A 19,862-nucleotide genomic window follows, 5' to 3' on the forward strand; every position below is an offset into this window, starting at 1 on the left:
CGACGCTGGCCAAAGTCATGTCATCCACCTGCTGCCTTCAATCAATACGCCCAACTCCCGGAGGATCCTGACCCCAGTCCAGTTCACCGGACCGCAGGATGCCGCACACACCAGTGCGCGCCCGATCTCCTCGGGCGTTGCAGAGCCCGTCGTAAGTTTTGGCCAATGGGCCCTTGCGTATCCAGCAAGCAATTCGGCCTCCGACGGCTCTGACCGCACAGCGACAGCGACCTTGTTCTCGTCATCGGTCATCGCTGTCTCTTTCTGCTTTGCAGGGCAACCCATCGTCGGCATGAGCGGCACACCGGGTGGCGTAACAGCCATTGGCGACACGAAGGACACCGGGACGGCCGCACACGTCACAGCAACTGAAAGACGCGTCCTCTGCTGCGAGCCTGGCCTTGAAGATGGCGGCGGCGATTGCAGGTCCAGCGGCACTGGCAAGGTGATAATGGATGCGAAGGCCTCCCAGCTTCTCCTTGACCTGATATAGGTCGAACCGTGCGTGGTGCTCCTCGGCTGCGAGTGTGGTCCGAACTGTTGCGAAGAATTCGTGCAGGAGATCGTACCAGCCTTGATGACATTCAAATCGCCGGGTCACGAGGTGGGGGAACTCTGTCCTGATTTGTTCGTAGCGACGCCGCTCGGCCGACCGGTATTCGTCATCATACCAATCCCGCATTCAGTCACACAACTCGATCACGAGAGCCGGATCAAAGGCTCTGTTTTCCTCGTGATAGCCCAAAGGGTTGCAGACGATACGTGTTGCAGCGACCCGGTAGTCGAAACAATTATGCGTATGCCCGTGCACCCAGAGATCCGGCCCATGCTCGACGATCAGGCCGTGCAGGTCGGACGCGAATGCGGCATTGAGAGTGCTATCGCGATAATCCGGGTGAACTGAACCCGGGTGAGGGGCATGATGGGTGACGACCACAACCGGCCCGGTTCGCGGGCGCGCCAGTTCGGCCTCCAGCCAGTGCCTTGCCTGGCGGTGCAGTGCACGCGTGCGCTCGGCCGTGAGCCGTTCGCGCTGCGGCAACACGCGCCATGCGGCGTATCTATAATCGTTGAGCAGAGATTCAGCGTTGCGCATCGCATCGCGGACCTGGGATGTACCGGAGCCGTCGAGTTCAAAATCCGTCCAGAGCGTGGTTCCCAGGAAACGGGTGCCGCCAATCATGACGGAAGTGCAATCGAGCACGTGCAACCCCTCCGACAGATCACCGGTACGGTAACGTTCACGCCAATGCTCCCGCTCTTCGAGAATGCTGGCTCCGTAGAACTCATGAGTGCCCGGCACAAAAACCACCGGCATATGCGGCAACACTTGGTGTTCGAGCACATTGCACGCTTTGCCGACACCGCCCGAGGCCACGTCCCCGGCGACGACCGCGACGTCAGCCTCGGGCACAGACCAGCCACGGTTGTGGCGCAGCACGGACGGGTCGAAATGAAGGTCCGACAGGATCCAGAGCTTCATGCCACCACCTCATCGGCCGCGGCGGTGACGGAAAAACCCCAACCCGCGGTGAGTTCGGCGAAGGTGCGCGGCGCAAACGCGACATCAGGCATGTCGACGCCAACGTCGCGCGACAGCCCGATCCCGGGCAGCCTGCCATGGCTATGTCCATAAAAATGGACGCTACCATGGTGCGATGCCGGCCACACCCGCATGGCATAATGCGACAGGATCACCCGCCTGCCTGTATCCTTGACTTCGAGCAGATGTGTCGGCGGCTGGTGCCAAGGCAGTTTTGCGATTTCCGGGTCGACACGGCCGTCACGGCCGAGGTCGTGATTGCCGAGGATCAGGACCTTGCGCCCGGCCAGGCTGTGGAACTGGCGACGGAAGGCGTGCACGTCCTTACCCGGCCGGCCGTAGTCGCCGAGGATGTAGGTGAGATCGTTCTCGCCCACGACTGCATTCCAACGGCGGACGATTTCGCCGTCCATCTCCCGGGTGGAAGCGAAGGGCCGATCGCAGTTCCCGATGATGCTAGCATGGCCGAAATGCATATCGGCGATGTAACGCTGTGTCACAAACGACATGAGAAACTCCTCGAAAAGAATATGAGCTGGCCGACCGCCGATGCGGCAGGGATGATCAGCTACGTATTCGGTTCAAGGGTCTCGTCATGGCGTTCAGAACTCCGGCTCCCGCTCCTGGTATGCGGGAAAATCCAACAATATCCGATCGATAGGGCGTCGGATGGCGTGGCGTCAAGGGGCGATCTCCGAACGGGATACGCACAAGCGCCTTGAATGCAGCACTTGGCGGACTGCCATGCTTCCGGCCAGATCGGTGAACCCCCATTGTGCCGACGGCAATCTCGCGCCAGCCTTCCCATGGGACACAGGATGCGAGCGAGAAATGGCCAAGGACAGAGTTAGCGAGGAACCCTCGACGGAACCGCACGGTTCAGATGACGTACGACCAGTCAGATCGGGATACACGGGACTGGACGCGGCAGGCAGGAGATCTTACCACGCCCAGAAGCAGCGCGAACGGCGCGCGCGGCTGAAGGAGGCGATGGAGCGGGGCAAACCCCGTCCAACGATTCCCGCGATACGAGCCGCGCTGGCTGACGCAGCAGCTGTCATTCTGCGCGAAAACCTGCAGGGCGCAGATCTGGTCCATTCGGCTCTGGACGCCGCATTCAACGCGCCAGGGATCGGATCGACCGTGTCGAACATGGTGCGGGCAAGCCGCCTGCCGTCAAGACTGCTACCCGAACAGTGGCGGCCGCCGGCAGCGATTTCGGCGGGAACAGCGACTTGTGCGAGGATTCCTGACGCGCTCCAGCCACGGTCGACCGACCAGACGAACTGAACGCCCACGGTAGCGGTCGTGCAATCGCCGGCAGCGGTTGTGACTTGCGCGCCTGCAAGCGATCTCACGTTTAGTGAGCTTTAGTGAGACGAGGGAAGGGGACCATGGCAAGACCGATCACGGTTACGGATCCGAGACACAGGATCGAGCAGGCCACATACCGACGGGGCCTGGACGCGAGGCGATCCCCCGAAGCGCCACAGACAGACACAGCGATCACAGTGGCCCTCTACGGGCTCTTGCGCGAAATCGCCATCAGATCGCCGAAGCGCAGCAGGAAATCCCGTGATGAATTTTTGTCTCGCGCCGCCGACGTGCTTGTGGCGCAGGGCTTCGATCGCGCTCGCTCCATTGCCGTGCTGCGCCGAAGGCTGGTACGGCCCCCGGAGCGGTTCGACAGACTACTCGGAATTGAGGACCTGGATGGCCGCTCCGACATCCTTCCATAGCACCGTCTTCTACCCGTTACTCCGCAGCTTAGAATCCGGATTCCCGAAAACTGCATAGTGAGAAATAGTGAGCTGACCAATCCCTCAAAGGCTGTGAGCGGTGGCCACTCTCTATCGCAGCCTCGGCCACCGACGCGACTATCCTGCGGTATTCCGGCTCGGTCGCCCACCGGGCCACTGGATAGCGTGCTGGCCACCTGGATCGATTTGCACATACGGCGTTTCAAATTGGACTGATTTTTTTGACACCTAAAAACAGGGGCTGGCATAGCCGAAGGGCCCAGAGTCACGGAGTGCTAGCCTGTCGCCATCCAAACCGACCGACGCACGGCTCGGGCGATGTCGTATCAGTGCTCGACGACCGAGGCGGGGGTGTTCTTGCCGCGGTGATAGGCGGCAACCCGGGCCAAAAACCCGCATCTTGGCTACGCTTCAGACGCGGGCATCGTTAGCTTTGGTCTCTTGCACGCCGGCAAGCCAGCTTCGGGAACACAGGCGATGGAGCCTGTATTCGGAGGGGCGTATGGCGGTAAAATCTGTCTCGGAAGAACCCCAGGTTAAGCTGATTTCCTGGGGCGTCGTTGTTGACGGCTGGAGCGAACCGCGTTTGGTTGGTACGCCGTTAGGCACGACCCGAGGGCGCATCTCAAGCGCGGTTCAGTATTTCAACCTGGATACGATGACTGCGGTCACGGCCAGCGGGCGGACATATCGGCTCATCGGCCCGGCGGACTACTTTTCTGCAGTGGCCATTGTAATCGCAATGCGCGGCATGTCGGAGCACATCAAAGCCTGGATGACGGTCGAGGACCTGGCGCTTGCCGTCGCACCCCCATCGCGTGGAATGAACTGATGGACGCGATGAACCTCGATTTCAGCCGCATGGAAGGTGATGAACTCGATGCCGTGCAACAATTGTTGGAGACAGCTCTGGGTGGGCTAGACGCCGTCCGGCGAAGCCGCAAAGAGAAGGCCGAAGCAGCCGAACAGGCATTCTACGATCGCTTGCCGGACGTTGTTTCGCACATCAGAAAGGATGGTCGCAGTTTCGTCATGCAGACGGACGCGCCAAGCTTCTTTGTCGAGATGCCCTGGCATGAATGGGTAGCGCTCGCCCACGCAGTGATCGCCGCTGACATGGCAGCCCGAGAAATTTGACGAGTACATCGTCGGGAGGAAGACCGTGCGATGCGGACCACTCGCGGTTGTTCGGGAGCAGTGTCAACGACAAGTTGAGACGCATCTTGCTCCATGTACAACTGTCGCATTGATACATCCGGAAAGACTTATGATCTCCCGCTCGTCTATTAACCATGGCGTCAAGCGGATATTTATTTTACCTGCCCGGCTTCTGTTATCGTCGCGGAGAAATTGCTCTTGCGCCGATACGAAAACGCCTTCACGCTTGAAATGTAGGCAACAGTATTGACCTGCCAACACCCGACAGGGAATGCGGAATATCAAGAATACGAGGAGCTTTCCGATGAAGACTGAACTGTACAACATGGCCCTTGAAGGTGCGGCGGCCGAGGGCAAGCGCTTCCGCGAGCAGATTGAACGCGAAGGCAGGGACCGACCGATTGACGCCTGTCCCGGTGAGAATGAGCGCTACTGGCTCGAGATCGACTTCCGCGACGGGGATGTCTCCGTGAACAACTCCTGGGGATCTGGCACCCCGGCATGGATATGGGAGGGCAAAGGCGTTCGCTTTCCACTCAAGTCAAGTTGTTCCCAGCTTGCCATCGCCAACTTGCTAGAGTCCCGACCTGATCTGGTTGCCGAAGTTGCGATTGCTGAGGGAGATGAAGCCTTCCGCGATCACGAAATCCTCGAGACAGCGATCAGCGACCTTGCCAATTATTGGGTCATGGGCCCCGAGGAATGGTTTCGGGGCTTCATCCCCAGGGGCGACGAGACCGACGAGCAACTCCACGACATGACTGATGGGAGGGAATGGCTTGGCTCCGGATTCGATGGCGCGATCTATCTAACGTTCAGCAAGGACGAGGCTTTCGAGTGGCTCAAGCAACGTCGCGACGAGGCTCGCGCGGAACTGAACGAGGCCGCCTGATCCGATGGCGGAACTCCTTGCCTGGCTGTCCTGGTCCGCGAGCGGCAGCGCTGCTCGCGGAACGTCAGTCGGCTGGAATATTGTCCGGATGCGGATCTGGAAGCAATTGAGCGCACCGACGGAAGAAACGTCGTTGGGCTGTTTTTCGACATCACGCGCGTTTGTCGATTGCATGCCGGCGGTGGATTTTCCTCTCGAAGCCAAGGGAGGAAATCATGGCAAGATTTATCGGACAGATCATGAGAGGCATAGCCAGGGCACTTGCCGGCGGCATCCGGCTCCCCTTCGATCTACTTGGCGACATCGGACGGATGCTCGGTCTGTCGCCTGCCGCAACGCGCTTGCCCCCAACAGGGGTCTTCGATCAGTCTATCGATCTTGAAACAGCTGAACTGAGGCACCGCCTCGAGGCCGCGGCGACGATCGTTGTTCCAGCGCCGAATCTGCCACGACAAGATGCAGGGCAGATCGTACACGCCTACGCATCGACCGACGGGCGATCGAGACAAGGCTTCGACATGTCGAAACTTGACGAGCATGTCGCTATAGCCCTGCTGACCATGCAGCCGACCCAGCTCCACAGGTTGGCGTTGGCGGGTCCGGCGGCATGCGGGCGTTGGGCGAGCGGTTGTAAAGGCATCGTGGGTGTGCCGTTGCCGTCCCCGAACCTGCTTAGACATCCAGACGCCGGGAAAGCCGAATGCGTGGACGATGGTTGCGACACAGCGCCCTGTTCCCAATCCGCCACGTTCCGGGCAGCCTGACCCTGGACAACCGGAGGCCCCATTCCAGGGCCTCGCCACGTTTTCTACATTGTTTGCACGGCAAGAAGACAAGCCCGGCGGAATGCGTGATCAGGCCTCATCGCCTTGGTCCTGATGTTCAACGGGGACGGCAGCGTGGCGCATCTCGGCCCGTTCTCTAACCTCGCGCATGCGTGCGATGCGCCAGACCTTGCGCACCGCCGGTTCCGCCTCGGGCACTTCATGCAGGAAATCCCCAAAGACGCGATAGATTTCTGCGGTTTCGTCGAGCTGATCATGCATTCCTGGAAAGCCTCCGGATCAATGTGTCGCGAGACGACACAGCACAACGCAATGCCGCGATCTCTTCCTCGAGCTCGTGGACGCGGTCAACAGCAGCACGCGCCACGGACAAGGCCTCGGCGGCTGAGGCGCGGGCGCCGATCAAACGCTCGGCCCACTGGTCCGAAACGGCAGTCTCACGATGATTGCTAACCGCCTGCATGCCGGCTGCATGCGCGTGTGCAGCGACCGCAACGCCGGCGATGCCAAGTGCAAGGAAACTGTTGCCAACGGACTGACCGGGGCAGGGGACGGAACGGCGCATGATGACTTCTCCGTTATTCGGACACAGCCATTGCAGGATCTTATTCCTATTGCAACCCGATCGCCGGCGAGATGCCTGGCAAAGATCTAAGCCAGGCCTCCTGTGCCGACTGTGCGTGTCTTCCGCAAGGTCTTGCGGAGGAGCCCCCTCTGCCGGCACAGGCCTTTCAAGCGAACACCTCGAGCGCGGGGTCGGAAGCCCCAACCATACCGGGGGATTCCGACCAGCAACGAGGGTCGAAACCAGTGGCCTCAACATTGCGCAGGCACCCCCGGAGATCCCAGCGAATCGCCGGGGACGAAAGTAGCCGAAACTACCTACTGGAGGCGATGATAGTCTTCGATCTTGCGTATTTCACTGAGCTTCACCACACCCTTGCTGCGTTTCGGCGGCATTTGAGGTGACCTCAAGGCCTGCGCATAGTCGAATTCGACGCCGGTGAGTGCCGAGTAGATCGCCAGTCCGACGGCGTGCCCCATGATCGGCGGTAGCGCATTGGCGATCTGGCGCGTTTTCGTCTTGCGGTCCTTGTCCGATCCTTCGGCGCCGGCGCCGACAAACCTCCATCCGTCAGGGAAACCCTGCAGCCGTGCCCCCATCGCAAGCGTAAGCTGGAAGAGATTTTCGAGCTTATGATCCCGCCCGGGGGCCGAGTTGGCAATGCCCATTGGATCGATCTTCATGTCCAGCCAGTCTTGCTTGCGGAGGTTAGACGAGAAGGCAAGCCGTCCGGACTGTTCGGACCCCCCAACAATCGTCGATCCGCGGCGGTTGGCTTTGTTTTTCGCCCAGTCATCGGCCCCAGACCAACCATTTGCACCGACAAGATCAACCAGGGCGCCGCCGACCGTCAGATTCCATTCCGGGAACTTTGGCGGCATCCGGAACCTTTGGATCGGAGTATCCCTGAAACCAACGAACGCAACACGTGGTCGCAACTGAGCAAGGCCATAGTCGCTCCCGTTGATCGAAAAAACCTGGCTTTCATAACCAAGATCCGCAAATTTCCGATAGAGATCCGCACGGTAGTCAGAGTTGCCCTGGAAGCCGAACCCCTGCACGTTTTCGAAGAAGAAGGCGCGCGGCTGAACCTCATCGACCAGGCGCACAGCCTCCATGAACAGATCACGCTCGTCATTGCGTCCCTTCTGCTTGCCGATACTGGAGTGCGGCTGGCACGGCACGCCGCCAGCAACCAGATCGACATTGCCACGATGGCGCCTGAAATCCACCTGGGTGACATCCGCACAATGCACCGGGCCGAACCAGCGATTGGCCATAAGCGTCTCGGCGGCCGCCGGATTGCGCTCGTACAGCGCCAGGGCATCGAAGCCCGCCGCGTGAAGTCCGAGCGCCTGGCCACCGGCACCAGCACAGATCTCGAGTGAGGTCAGCCGCAGAGGTGGATGAACTACCTTCGGTGCGGAAACCTCGGCAGGAAGCTTGCGCGCTCTTAGATCATTCCTGGAAATCCCATTGTCGTTGAACAACCAGATGACGTTCTCGACTGTCTCCAGATCGAGATGAGCATAGTCCCGGTCAACCGGATTGCCACTCTCCTCATCGGCGAGCTTGAATGCGCCATCAACGAGGTCGCGGAGACTATTGTAGGCCCGCGCCAGTTGGACGGTCTGAGGATCGTGGGCATGGAAGCCGAGTTCCCAAATGCCAGGGAGGCCGGCGATATCGAATACCGCTTCGAACTCCCGAAGACAGCGGCCGGCTTCTTCCTGAAGGCGCATCTTGCGCGCACCGAGTTTTCCCGCATCGGCGCCGTCATCCTGCGCATCGTTGAAAAAATCGATCAGGGACTGAGCAAAGAAGATGAAGCGGTTCGAAAACGTTTCGAGATCGATCGTCGCCTTACGCTGCGCTGATAGCCGCAGCGTCTTTTGCCGACGTCGCTCCAGTTCCACCTGCGGATCTGCGACCTCTTCCCTCTGTCGGCGCTTGATCGCCGATACGTCGCCGGAGTGAACGAAGCTGCCCGCTGCGATCCGTTCCAATGCCTCCTTGCGTACAGGGGCCGGCGCGGCGATGAGCGACTTGGCAAGCGTCATCGGCAGCCCACGGGCCACGATCATCTCCCCATGCTTCCCCAGCACTTCCGAGAACCCCAAATACATGCCCAGGTCACTGCGGTTGAGGCCACATTCAGAGGTGAGGAAAGTCTTCAACTTGGAAATGGGAAGGGCCCCGCGTGCCCGTTCGATCTCGGCTGATATCCGCACATAGCCTTCGGCCATACGTTGGCTCTGCTTGAACACCACTGTCTTCAGCGAGTGCAGAACCTTGTTGAGATCATGCGCCGGCGCCAACCTCACAGGTTCAATCTGCGCGTGCGATACTTGCTCGCCCTGTCTGGCCTCGCGCGCCGAATTCGTAAAGTCCACTTTCTACCCCCAACACTGTGATGGGCGGCACTTTCGGTGTCGAATGCTAACTTGGTATGAACACGACAGACTAGTCTTCGCTCATATCTGAACGATCCTTTCCAGATCTTCGACACTGGTTAACGATTGTTTGATCGGAGTTGGAAACTCCAGAGGGCTCCGGGTCCTGTAAGCTCGCGGACTGCGAGGTGGACACCAGGGCTGACGAACGGTTGATTCGACGAAGGAACGTCGTCTGCGTGGGGGTCGAGTAATCCTGCTCGATGTCTGCCCCGCGGTGGGGACTGACCGAAAGCCGAGCTAAGGAGCCCGGCGGAGCATACCGACGGCCTTAGCTACGAGCTTTGCGGTTGTCCCGCTTCGCTTTCGATATGCGCGTCATGAACACCTTTTCGGACCTCAAAAGCTACCTGACCAGCGCCAGGGAAGGCGGCTTCGAGGGGGCAGATCTTTCTGTTTAACGAAAAGATTCGTTCGAATTGATCGGATCTTACAGATTTCGATCGCGCATTCCTGGCGACGGCCCGGTCCGTTGGAATGAGCTAGGTCGGCCCTGCACGCCTTTGGCGAAAGAACAGTTGCGCCTACGTCCAATTCGCTTCACGCTTTTCATGCCCGTCATGCATGCAGCGTGACGGCCGGGGGGCACACGGAAAATGAATAGACGGGAAAGACGCGCGGCATACGCCGACGCTCGGGCAACGGAGGTGGAGCGAGTTGTCGCTATGCATGAGGCTGGGCACGCAGTCGGTCGCCTGTTGATGGCCAAGCGCATGGGATTTCCGCTGCATCTGGCCGTGCACAGCATCGAGGTCGGAGCGGGGCCAAGTTGGTACAACCCGGACGGGGCGCGCGTACTTCGATCTCAGGCAACCTGCTACGGCCCAGCGATCTCGAGTGAACTTCAATCCGCGCTCAAAAGAGCTTTTCCGGTGCGACCGACCACCAAAGCTGAAGAGCTGCCTGGCCTTCTGAAACTTGCTGGAGCAGCGACGGCCCAGCGTGTCGCTTCCGCACGCGCCAAGCTTTTCATCATCGCTATGGGGCCAGCCGCTGAAGCTCGCGTGACGGGGCGATCTTGGTTTGAGGTCGTAAACGACAACGCATGTATGGCCGATCGTGAAGCATGTCGCCACGAGGGGCGGATTGCGGGCTTTGACGAGGCGCAATTGGCTGACGAGGTAACGCACGCTCGCCATCAAGCGGAAAAGCACGTCGAAATACCTGATGTTTGGCGGGCGATCGATGCTATTGCCAAGAAACTCAAGGGGACGCTGACAGGCGACAAGGTCACACAGCTCGCGGCACCATTTCTTACGCCGCTGTTGGGCGATGCACTATTGGAGGGCGACCCCGATGGCTCGTAAATACTTCGACGAATGGGCGCGAGGCGATCGCGATTTCCATCGGCGACGCCGCACGGTGACTGAGGAAGACGACTATGAAATCAAGTCGCTATCGTATCTTGTCCAACCGCTCCCTGGTGCTGACGAACCTTGGGATGAAGTCGGGTGCAAAGCAGTCGACAAGACATTTGTGCTGGCAGTTACAATCGGAATTCCGTCAGAGGTGATGTTGGGGGTGACCGTTTCCAAGTCGGAGTACGACAATCTGCAGATGCCAAAACCTGTGCATGTTGGGGACGTTCTCAGGGTCGAAACGCAGGTCGTCGAGATGAAGCGGTCCAGATTGCGATCGGGTACCGGCATCATCACATTTGAGCACGTGACAAAGAACCAGGGCGGTGACGTTGTCTGCCAGTGTCTGCATAGGATCGAGTTGCGAGCGCGCCCTCAGCATGACGACAACGCCAATGCGTGTATTGCTTTGCCTGAATTCCTTAGGCGGAGGGTTTGAGGGCACGTCAGAGACTAGGCGCTCTCGCATGTTGCAGTTGACCCAAGCGCTCGACTTTCATTGAAGCGGATTTCGGTGCCACTCCCGCGTCGCGATGAGATGCTCGCTTTAGTCAATGACGAAGTAGTGCGCGCGTCTGTCGCATGCCGAAAAATGGGCTGACTAGGGCCCAGACCCATAAAAATGTTGGCATCGCCTGAGGTTTGTGATTCACGACTTCCGAAAGGGAGGGGTGATGAATCGGGACCATTTCTGGCTCACCGAAGAGCAGTTTCGCCGTATCGAACCTCATCTTCCGACTGACACGCGGGGCAAGGAACGTGTCGACGACCGGCGTGTGATCAGCGGTATCGTTCATGTTCTGAAATCAGGCGGGCGCTGGGTCGATGCGCCGCCGGACTACGGGCCGCGCAAGACGCTCTGGCGGTAAAGGGGGGAGCAAAATCAGGCCATCGGGCGCTCGCGGGGCGGCCGCACGACCAAAATCCATGCCCTGACCGATCGCTATTGTCGCCCCATTGCCTTCATGCCCACCGGCGGCCAAGTCGCTGATTGCACGGCAGGAGGCGAGCTGCTGAAACGTCTGCCAGACACCCGCATCCTGCATGCAGACAAGGGTTATGATTCAGATGCGATCCGCCGCCAGGTCGAGGCCAGCGGCACGATGCCGAACATCCCACCAAAGGCCAACCGTCGCTGGAAAAACTGCTTCTCTCCGGTGCTCTATCGCGACCGAAATGCCGTCGAACGCATGTTCTGCCGCCTCAAGGACTTCCGCAGGGTCGCAACACGATACGACCGCCTTGCCGTCAACTTTCTCGCGGCAGTCTGCATCGCCGCGACTGTCAGCTATTGGTTATGAGTCTGGGCCCTAGTTTCGTTAAAACTTTCTTTGACATAGGTCATTTTTCGATGAAACCATAGTCGAACCGAGAATTCCAAATGGATATAAAAATTAAATTCAAATGACTGTGAACCACAAAAATATGGATATTTTACTGGAAGATATTTGCGAGAGCGTATCCGTATCTGATATTATATTTCAGTCAGAGGATGCTGATAGGAATTGTATTGTTACTTGCCTATTCAATGTCATTCTGCCGTCGTATGCTGCGCAACGGCTCGGAATTGCGCGGCAGTTCGTTTTCCGCTTCAACTGTGAAAGCATGGACTTCGATGGTCAATCTGCGGATGGCCGTAAGCTTGAATACTCTACGAGTCTAGGGCTTGGTTTTGGCCCGCCCGACGAACCTCCGGCATATTCCCGTTGCCGAAGCAAACCAGATGGCTTCATCGGCGATCTTCTTAGCGCGGTCGTTCATCGGGGCAGGGAGCGAAGCGATTTCAATGAGAGGATCGAGACGTCGGCGCCGAGCGAAGGCGCCGAGAATCGATCAGATGCGCTTGCTTCGACCGCGCCAACGCTTCCTAGGACTCCCTGCCGACTCGCTTCGATGAGGAGCGCTGCCCCTGGAACAAAAAAACGCATCAAGCCATTGAGAGAGACCGGATATAGATGTGAAGGCGCGAACCAATCGAACGCGGGAGGAGGCAAAGATGGATCTCACCACGCTTCTCGTCATTATTCTTATTCTTGTTCTCGTCGGAGGTGGCGACTGGTACGGCCGTGGAAGATGGAGTCCTCGACCACAGACGGCTGACCACGCCTCGAGCGAGTTCCGGAGTAAGCAGCAGCAAAGTCACATTCCGAAATCTTCGCCTGCTTCCGGATCGGGATCTCGAAGGATGCCAGCCTCCGGCCAGATCCTGATGCAGTCCCGGCGAAGGGAGGCGATGGCGGAAATTGCTGCGTCTTCATCCATATCAAGTACTGAGGCGGCATACCTTAACTCAGAAACCTTCTGCAGATGATTCAGGATTCCCATGGCTTTCCGCGGGACATCCCTACCGTATGCTTTTTCTGCCTTGGCAACAGCAGTATCCGGTATGTGCCCATACGCTTCGACCAGTCGACCTAGATCGATCGCGTCTCGGTAGGCCACGGCCCGGTCGTAGCAGCGGTCGGCGTTCGCCAGAAGTTTCTCAGCGAACATGTCCGATGGGCTAAGAGTTGGCACCTGAAGTAGTGGATCGACGGCGCCGTCCAGTTCGATACGAACTTCGCGGACGATCTCGAATTTTATAGGCAACCCTTCATGCTCGATAAACACCCGAATGCCATAGCCATCGGCTTGCACGTCCCGGAGTGATCGAGTTCGGGAAGTAAAGAGGGCGTGAATGCCTTGTTCAAAAAAGGCATTCCTCAGTTCGCGATAGCCGGCGCCGTCTGCGCAAAGAAAATCGAGATCGAGCGACTTTCGATACTCGCCATGTTTCAAGACAATGGCAGTTCCCCCGCCAAACCAGCACTTGTTGGTGACCAGTAGGTCCTGGTTCATCGAGGCGAGAACCCCGACTATCGTGTTGTGTTCGTTGCGTTGGAATAGCATCACAGGGCTCCTGTTGGTACCCATAGGATGCATCATGCGATTGAAAAGACTAACTAAAAAAATTAAACCAGCATGTGGCCGTGGCCAAACTCTTCAGTCAGCTCAGCAATGAGAAGAGTCTCTTCTGCCGTTAGGCGCGCACGGTCGACGAACCGCCAGTTGCGCTCGTAAAGAGCGAACACCTCGTCGGCGGGCATCGGACGCGCACAATCTCTGTTCCACATAAGCATCTTGAGCTCAGGGAAATCCTTAGGAACAATAGCGGGTCCAAAATGCGTCATGATGAGCCACCTACTACCAAGAAAAGCCCCAGAAATCAAATATCTCACTTCACCCAGCTGCTGCTGCTTGAGATAGGGCCAACAATCCAACAATTCAATCCAGCCTAGCGGCGATCAGTTACGCAGACGCGCGGAACGGCGACGCACTAATCGCACATCGCTGGCCGGGCTAGCATGAGCCAGAACATCGCGACCATCGCAAATGGCACCCACCTCTCAATCAATCTTGAAACGCGGCACTCCAAATTTGCTCGAATACCCCAGAGTGGTTCACTGGCTGCGAAGCGTTTCCGTCGGCCACCTGTCTGTCATCTGTCGGAAGACCCGACTGAAATGCCCGGGGCTCACAAACCCCGCTTGGAACGCCACTTCGCCGACCGCGTCCTTGCCCGCGAGAAGCAAACGCGTTGCCAGGCTGATTCTCTGCTTCATGTGCACGTGCGGGACTCGTGTTCAGCTCTGCAGCGAAGGCTCGATCGAGCTGCCTGGTCGATACTCCCACAGCCCGTGCTTCGGCCGCGCCTGCTCCACCAGAGCAAGTCGCCCGGTCCCGATCTACGACAAAGAGCCTGTCGCAGGACGCGTTCACGTCCGGGAAGCGTGACCGCGTGAAACCAGCTGACTGAAGCCCGGAACCCGTCCAGCAAGCCCATTTCAGCGAGCAGGAAGCTCCCAGTGCAAAGACCGCCTAATGGGAATGCCTTTTCTTGCAGCGTGTTGGATGAATCTCTCAGCAGTATCCGGCAACGAACTTTTCGGTCCAAGCAGCCCGCCTATGACCAATATCTGGTCGTACTCCTCGGGACGGTGGGCGGATTGGTGCTGGTGCACGCTCAGCAGGTTCGATCTGCAAGACCGCAAATTGCTCGTCCCGCTTGGCCTCGGCATGTTCGTTGCGCACCGGTTCCGTAAAGTCCACTTTCAACTCCCAACTATGTGATGGGAGGCACTTTCAGCGTCGAAAAGCTAACGTCGTATGAACGAGACGGGGCAGTCTTCGACCGGATCTGCGTAATCTTTCTCTGCCATAAATTCTGGTTAGCGAATTCTTTGGCCAAGAGCTGAATATTGGCGGCAGGCGCTTCGTTGAACGGCTGCTGTCGCAATCGCACGCTGGTGACGAAAAGATGACCCTGAGCGGAAATTCGCAAGGCCCGCAAACGAACATCCGCCCACCAATGATACTTGAACTTCGATCCCCTTCGTCTGGGTCCCCAAGCCGCATTCTGCCGTATAGCTTCATAAAGGATGTGGATTCCAGGTGGATGACTCAGCCAGACTGACTTCGCTCGCAAACGATGCGGGACCTGCGGGTCCGCTGGTGGGATGCGGACCATTTGGCCAGTGTGTCGCTGGATGATCGTACTTTGCCTTCATCCCCCGGTGTGCCACCTCAATCGAGAATGCGTCACTCGACAGATCGTCATCCATCCCAGTTCGGCATGTATTCCAGATCCGCAGCCAAAAACGCTTCCTGTTCGGCGATGATCCCGGAATCCAAATCGTCATCGTCTGGCTGCCAAATCGTAGCGTCATTCGCCCTGCCGATGGTCTCAGGGATGACAACTGGAGTAACGCGTACAACTACGGGGCAGGGCGGCAGGACGATGTGTGGCGTCTGCTCGTGCCTCCCATCCTCGATGATCTGGATCTCCGTATCTTCGGTGACCGAGGCTCTGGCGATTGCATCATGGACCGGAACAATGATGACCGGTGCTCGGTCCTGGCAGGCTGTGATGGAGAAGTTCATACCTGCCGGGAGCAGTACAGGCTTCTTATCTATACAGCGAACTTTACACCGCTTGCGCGCTGCGAGGAGGGCCTTGAGTTCGGCCCACCTCGCATACACAGTTGGACGGGAAACGCCGGCCTCACGCGCCAGGGCGGACTTTGAGACTTCGGCGGATTCGACAGCCAGAAAGTTCCATGCGTCCACTAGTCGGGCCAGCGTCTTTTCCGCCTTCTCTTTTGACGCGTATTCGGCGGCCACCTGCTGGCGTTCCCGGACCGTCGGCAGATGGCCGACGACATGAAGCAGCGCCTTCCGGGCGATGCCCTTTTCGAGCCTGGCGGGGTCAAACGACCCGGCTGCATAGGAAGCGACCCGCGACACGAGCAGTGCGACCTGCCTTTCCGACATGCGGCCGCGGCCAGGCAGGCCAACGACCAGATTCTGGGCGACCGGCTCGAGGGCTTGGTGAAGGTTATCAGCAACGGTAGCTTCCGGCGCCCGCAGGCGAAGGTCGGAGTTGAAGTACCACTGCCGAAGGATCCAATAAGCCTCCTTCTGGATGGCGGTGAAGATTTCGTTCGAGGTCTCCAGATCAACGCCGGCCTTGTCGGCAGCGCGCTGGCGGACGAGGGCCTCACGATTGAGCGACGTGTCGACCCAGCCAGCCCATTCGGACATAGACATGAACTCGCTTTCGTTCATGACGAAGCCTGTCGCCAGAGGCGACAGCGGGTTCTTGCCACGCTGTGTTGTCGCCGGCGCTCCCGGGTCGGCCTGCAGTTCCTTCAGCGCGGCAACGATGCCGTAATAGACGGCCTCGAAAAATTTGACGGTTCGCATATTGCAGCGGCGATCGTCTGGATCGTTCCAGACCGCTTCGCCCGGTGGCAGCAGAAAAAATATGTGCGGCCGGGCGAAGCTACCATCGGTGCGTTCGTCTCCGGCGACGAGGTGCGGCGCAAAGGGGATCTTGCAGCCGACCAGCTGCCGGATATCGTCAATGCAGGCATCAACCGAGGGCCAGGTCTGGTCGAGATCGATGCGCCAAAATGACAAGAAGGTCCTGTTGCCCTCGAAATAGGGAAGGTCCAGCGACAGGAGCTTGGAACGGCTTTCTACGCTCAGGTTCGCCTTGTCCCAGGACACGCGCAACTCACCGCCTTTGTGACACGACGCGACGAACAGCTTTCCAGGCAGGCCGAAGGCTTCGCTCCGCAGCCCCAGCTCGCGGACATCCTCACGCCAGCGGCCGTAGACCTTTTTCGGGGCGAAGAGCCGGAAGCCTTGCTGGAGCCGCTCCCTGACCAGGCCAGCCTCGAAACGCGCATTTTCGGCGAACTGCTTCGCCTCCTCGCGGCGGAGTTGTTCCTTGAGCCGCCATGTGCGCTGCTCGGCTGGGTTCAGGCCGTCGGGCATTACCTTGGGCTTGAGGGCGCGACGGCGCTTCTTGCGCGCCCGTTCGTCGGCAAGGGCTGCGGAACGGGACGCACGCGCGGCGGCATAGCCAGCCTCGAACGCCTGCGTCCCGCTTGCCGGGTTGTCTGTGCCGATCCCACTCATGATATGATGGTTCGGCGTCTCTTGGACGTCCGCAATAGCCGGCAGACCGGTTGCAACCTAGCGAGGCGACCTGCTTGGCTGCGGCGCCCAGCATGCTCAGAGCCTCTTCCACTCTAGCTCGGAGATGCAGCCACGATCGCGGTTGACGTCGCCCCGACTTCGGTTGACCATTTTCAATGTCGGGGTCGACCGACCAAACCGACGCACAGGAGTCGATGCGCAGGCTCTCTGGGCCTGCCTCGCCGTCGGGAAGAATTATCAGTATACAAGTCGCATCACACCTCACAAGCAAACACTATTACGATCATCAACGTCACACACCTCAATCATTTAAAAAATAATACTTGATCTCCCATTTTTTCATCATCACCATTGGTTACGTTAGCGATCACAATTACCGACAAATTGCGAAAATACAGAACAGAGAGCCCAACAGATGTCCGATTCAAACGCAACACTCGCCGCGCTACTTGAGAACGTAGAGGACGAGCACGAGGAGGGCTGGGGCACGGTCTACCTCGACAACGCCAGGCTACCTAGCTTGTCAGACGCGGTCTTCCGCTCACACTTGTCTGCACTCGCGAAGAGCGGCGTCTACAAGCCGATCGACAGCTACGCCTTTGGAGCGGTCTGCCTGAGCCTCCAGGAGGCTGGGCTCCAGGTGACACATCTTGAATCTCAGCGGCCGCTGTCTCACCGCGACGCTATCAACTGAGACATGGAGGAGGTGAAGATGACATGCAATCTTGATCTATCCATCAACTTCAGGCCGGGCATTGATGACATTGAGGAAGAGGCGTGGTCGATACCGACTGGAGAAAAGGATCGGCTTGAGCAAGTGATGAGCGCACCGCTCATGCGGGCTCTCGACGCCTGGAACAATCGGATAATCGAAGGACCCCTTCCGCAAGGAACCGAACGGGGAGATCTCGACGACAGAATTGAGGAAGAGATCTGGTTGCTCTACATTCACGGCTACAGCGCCTTGACATCTAGAAGTGACGATCGCCGTAGCGGGTGTGTCTGCGCGCCCGGTGTGGTCCTACCTGCGAGATACGCGTATGATGTGTATAGCCTTGACGAGCTGGGTATTCCTCAGCGGACAAGGTCAGTGCGCACCTTCCCCGCGACAGGTGGTTTTCAACCTGGCGAATTCGAGCGGGCCCGCGATCTGGCCGAGGCACTCGGAGGCGCCGTCATCCGTAAGCAAATACGCTGGGACAAGGAATACGACGTTAACGGTTTTGAGATTCACGAGCGTCCCGAATACGACCGGTGTGTCTTCATATCCGACAAGATGACACCCGTCGCTGCCTATGAAACGTTCATGCAGCAATACGACGACGGGGTCGTGATCAGAAAATTCCATGCAGTGTTCGAGCACATGAGAATGCGAGAACACCGTAACGTGGAGGCCATCACAGAACGGAAGCAGGCAGACTTTCAGCGTCTCGGAGAAATCTCCTTCTATCTGGGCGAAGTGCGCTCTTGGAAGGCCGACCGAGATTCGTTACTTGCGCAGGGCAAGATCTAAGGAGAATCGTGCGGCCTCCTGCGCAGAACCATGCGTTTTGTGAAATGGATCGTTGCTCCCAGCTAAACGGAAATCATCAATGACTGCGGACGTTCATTCACCTGTCTGAGCGACAGACGACCGTCGACTTCCGAGAACGAACCCGCTGCGCGGAATGGGCGCGCGATGAGGTAGAGGTCACCGAACCGATCGTTGCGCCCGCATTGAGCGTCGTCCCGCAGCAACAGCGCATCACAGGCTTCTTCGGCAAGGAAGCCTGATCCTGCCATACCCTGTACTCGATGCACCGATCAGCCCACTGCATCAGCGGTTGATCGACAACATGAGCATGCCGCGCTTTTCGCGCGAGACACAGCGCAACTGGTAATGTCAGGTTAACCGGCGTTGAAGCTGCCGGCTGGTAGTCGGCGGTCATGACCTAGTCCTCCGGCAATACTCGACGGATGGGCCGTCGTCGTTTGCACGGCCACGGATTGGCATCGGCTCGAGAGACTGAGCTTCCTCGATCACGAGGAATGGCCAACGAGCGAGGAAAGAGCGCGAGCTCAGCGCGGGAAATTGAATCACGTTGGTCATGCTGCGTCCTCCATTTGGTTAGGGTTTACGATGCCGCTATATTCCAGGTGTTCCCGGCACCCGGCTTCGTCCAAATCCCCTTCCACCTGTTCCATTCATGAAACTTTCCGATGATCGGGGGTAACGATCTCTGGAATTGATCCCGCCTTCATCACTGTGATTTGCATCCGGGCGACACGATCTTGGGCGGCTGCTTCGCTCAGGTCGATCTCGTATGAGTAAACCCCTCGTGCGAGTTCACGGGAAAGAGGCCCCGCATCAGCCACCGAAGGCAGCCTGATTAGGGTAATCCACGGCCAGCCAACAGAGTCTTCTGTTGGCATGTAGAGAGCCATGGCAGCGAGACCGTAATGCCGCTTCATGTCGACCTTGCTGACTGCGGCATCCGGTCCCGATGCGAAGTCCACAATCTGGCCGCGCATAGGGACAGGTTTCGAAAGGGCATCCATCAGAGCCAGCCTCTCCACCTGGTTTTCCACGATCCAGACCTTCCATTGGTGGATGCCATTTCTTCCGAATGCGGCCGGAAGCTTCCCGACGTACAGGTCGGGCAAGCCATCAAGGAAGCCGCCGTACCAGCGGGCCGGCAGCCATTCCTGAATTGGATTCTGTAGCCACGAATGAAGCATATCTGTTCCTCTTGTTTTTCAGGCTTTCGGCCCTCGCCGAAGCCGCCGCGGGAGGGACGGCGAGGGCCGGGGATGTCGCCCGGTTGAAGTGTAAGGCGGCTTCGTCCTCGGGGAATTCGGCGGCGCGCCGTGTCGCGAACTCCTGGG

At 58.5% G+C, this 19,862-nt stretch carries 20 protein-coding genes and 1 pseudogene; 10 read left to right on the forward strand and 11 right to left on the reverse strand.

Annotation, left to right across the window (positions count from 1 at the left end; all coding sequences use genetic code 11):
• Positions 1–682: 682 nt before the first annotated feature.
• Both GGQ99_RS25080 and GGQ99_RS25085 read right to left on the reverse strand, forming a co-directional pair.
• Positions 683–1,483 carry a metallophosphoesterase gene (locus tag GGQ99_RS25080; protein ID WP_183264655.1) on the reverse strand — a complete coding sequence of 267 codons (801 nt, stop codon included), beginning with the start codon at positions 1,481–1,483 and terminating at the stop codon, positions 683–685.
• Positions 1,480–2,052, reverse strand: a complete 573-nt coding sequence (locus tag GGQ99_RS25085) for a metallophosphoesterase (RefSeq protein ID WP_183264656.1) — start codon at positions 2,050–2,052, stop codon at positions 1,480–1,482. The genes GGQ99_RS25080 and GGQ99_RS25085 overlap by 4 nt, the downstream gene beginning before the upstream one ends.
• Positions 2,053–2,374: 322 nt before the next feature.
• On the opposite strand from GGQ99_RS25085, the gene GGQ99_RS25090 reads away from it, so the two are divergent.
• The 5 genes from GGQ99_RS25090 to GGQ99_RS25110 all read left to right on the forward strand — a co-directional run bounded on the left by GGQ99_RS25090 (position 2,375) and on the right by GGQ99_RS25110 (position 6,117).
• Entirely contained in the window at positions 2,375–2,833 is a 459-nt protein-coding gene (locus GGQ99_RS25090) for a hypothetical protein (RefSeq protein WP_183264657.1), read from the forward strand.
• A gap of 972 nt (positions 2,834–3,805) precedes the next feature.
• Positions 3,806–4,135, forward strand: coding sequence for a hypothetical protein (locus GGQ99_RS25095; RefSeq protein WP_183264658.1), 330 nt, complete (start codon positions 3,806–3,808; stop codon positions 4,133–4,135).
• Positions 4,135–4,440, forward strand: a complete 306-nt coding sequence (locus GGQ99_RS25100) for a hypothetical protein (RefSeq protein ID WP_183264659.1) — start codon at positions 4,135–4,137, stop codon at positions 4,438–4,440. Before GGQ99_RS25095 ends, GGQ99_RS25100 begins: the two co-directional genes overlap by 1 nt.
• Before the next feature lie 325 nt (positions 4,441–4,765).
• Positions 4,766–5,353, forward strand: coding sequence for a hypothetical protein (locus GGQ99_RS25105; protein WP_183264660.1), 588 nt, complete (start codon positions 4,766–4,768; stop codon positions 5,351–5,353).
• Between the two features lie 215 nt (positions 5,354–5,568).
• Positions 5,569–6,117 (forward strand): hypothetical protein, encoded by a 549-nt coding sequence (locus GGQ99_RS25110; RefSeq protein WP_183264661.1) that lies wholly within the window; start codon positions 5,569–5,571, stop codon positions 6,115–6,117.
• A gap of 90 nt (positions 6,118–6,207) precedes the next feature.
• Here the strand turns inward: GGQ99_RS25110 and GGQ99_RS25115 are convergent, their stop codons facing one another.
• From GGQ99_RS25115 to GGQ99_RS25125, 3 genes are all read right to left on the reverse strand, one after another.
• Entirely contained in the window at positions 6,208–6,399 is a 192-nt protein-coding gene (locus tag GGQ99_RS25115; RefSeq protein WP_183264662.1) for a hypothetical protein, read from the reverse strand.
• Positions 6,392–6,703, reverse strand: coding sequence for a hypothetical protein (locus GGQ99_RS25120; protein ID WP_183264663.1), 312 nt, complete (start codon positions 6,701–6,703; stop codon positions 6,392–6,394). The genes GGQ99_RS25115 and GGQ99_RS25120 overlap by 8 nt, the downstream gene beginning before the upstream one ends.
• Positions 6,704–7,020: 317 nt before the next feature.
• Positions 7,021–9,096: a DNA (cytosine-5-)-methyltransferase gene (locus GGQ99_RS25125; protein ID WP_183264664.1), complete on the reverse strand. Its 2,076-nt coding sequence runs from the start codon at positions 9,094–9,096 to the stop codon at positions 7,021–7,023.
• A 761-nt stretch (positions 9,097–9,857) separates the two neighbouring features.
• Between GGQ99_RS25125 and GGQ99_RS25130 the strand changes: the two genes are divergently transcribed.
• The 3 genes and pseudogenes from GGQ99_RS25130 (at position 9,858) to GGQ99_RS25140 (ending at position 11,815) form a co-directional block, all read left to right on the forward strand.
• Complete coding sequence (locus tag GGQ99_RS25130) at positions 9,858–10,463, forward strand: hypothetical protein (protein WP_183264665.1); 606 nt, start codon at positions 9,858–9,860, stop codon at positions 10,461–10,463.
• Positions 10,453–10,953 carry a hotdog family protein gene (locus tag GGQ99_RS25135; protein ID WP_246389741.1) on the forward strand — a complete coding sequence of 167 codons (501 nt, stop codon included), beginning with the start codon at positions 10,453–10,455 and terminating at the stop codon, positions 10,951–10,953. Before GGQ99_RS25130 ends, GGQ99_RS25135 begins: the two co-directional genes overlap by 11 nt.
• 235 nt (positions 10,954–11,188) lie before the next feature.
• A pseudogene (locus tag GGQ99_RS25140) lies at positions 11,189–11,815 on the forward strand (IS5 family transposase).
• 838 nt (positions 11,816–12,653) lie between these two features.
• Here GGQ99_RS25140 and GGQ99_RS25145 read toward each other — a convergent pair.
• The 4 genes from GGQ99_RS25145 to GGQ99_RS25160 form a co-directional block, all read right to left on the reverse strand.
• Positions 12,654–13,403, reverse strand: a complete 750-nt coding sequence (locus GGQ99_RS25145) for a nucleotidyl transferase AbiEii/AbiGii toxin family protein (RefSeq protein WP_183264666.1) — start codon at positions 13,401–13,403, stop codon at positions 12,654–12,656.
• Positions 13,404–13,465: 62 nt separating this feature from the next.
• Positions 13,466–13,684 (reverse strand): hypothetical protein, encoded by a 219-nt coding sequence (locus GGQ99_RS25150; protein ID WP_183264667.1) that lies wholly within the window; start codon positions 13,682–13,684, stop codon positions 13,466–13,468.
• Between the two features lie 270 nt (positions 13,685–13,954).
• Entirely contained in the window at positions 13,955–14,116 is a 162-nt protein-coding gene (locus GGQ99_RS26465; protein WP_183264668.1) for a helix-turn-helix domain-containing protein, read from the reverse strand.
• Between the two features lie 991 nt (positions 14,117–15,107).
• Entirely contained in the window at positions 15,108–16,976 is a 1,869-nt protein-coding gene (locus tag GGQ99_RS25160; protein WP_183264669.1) for a hypothetical protein, read from the reverse strand.
• 436 nt (positions 16,977–17,412) lie between these two features.
• Here GGQ99_RS25160 and GGQ99_RS25165 point away from each other — a divergent pair, with 436 nt between their 5' ends.
• Both GGQ99_RS25165 and GGQ99_RS25170 read left to right on the forward strand, forming a co-directional pair.
• Complete coding sequence (locus tag GGQ99_RS25165; RefSeq protein WP_183264670.1) at positions 17,413–17,691, forward strand: hypothetical protein; 279 nt, start codon at positions 17,413–17,415, stop codon at positions 17,689–17,691.
• Between the two features lie 18 nt (positions 17,692–17,709).
• On the forward strand, positions 17,710–18,510 hold the full coding sequence (locus GGQ99_RS25170) for a hypothetical protein (RefSeq protein WP_183264671.1): 801 nt from the start codon (positions 17,710–17,712) through the stop codon (positions 18,508–18,510).
• A gap of 62 nt (positions 18,511–18,572) precedes the next feature.
• Here the strand turns inward: GGQ99_RS25170 and GGQ99_RS25175 are convergent, their stop codons facing one another.
• Positions 18,573–18,779 carry a hypothetical protein gene (locus GGQ99_RS25175; protein WP_183264672.1) on the reverse strand — a complete coding sequence of 69 codons (207 nt, stop codon included), beginning with the start codon at positions 18,777–18,779 and terminating at the stop codon, positions 18,573–18,575.
• Between the two features lie 402 nt (positions 18,780–19,181).
• Complete coding sequence (locus GGQ99_RS25180) at positions 19,182–19,715, reverse strand: hypothetical protein (RefSeq protein WP_183264673.1); 534 nt, start codon at positions 19,713–19,715, stop codon at positions 19,182–19,184.
• Between the last annotated feature and the right edge of the window lie 147 nt (positions 19,716–19,862).

The organism is Aminobacter niigataensis (assembly GCF_014200015.1).
Classification (GTDB): domain Bacteria; phylum Pseudomonadota; class Alphaproteobacteria; order Rhizobiales; family Rhizobiaceae; genus Aminobacter; species Aminobacter niigataensis.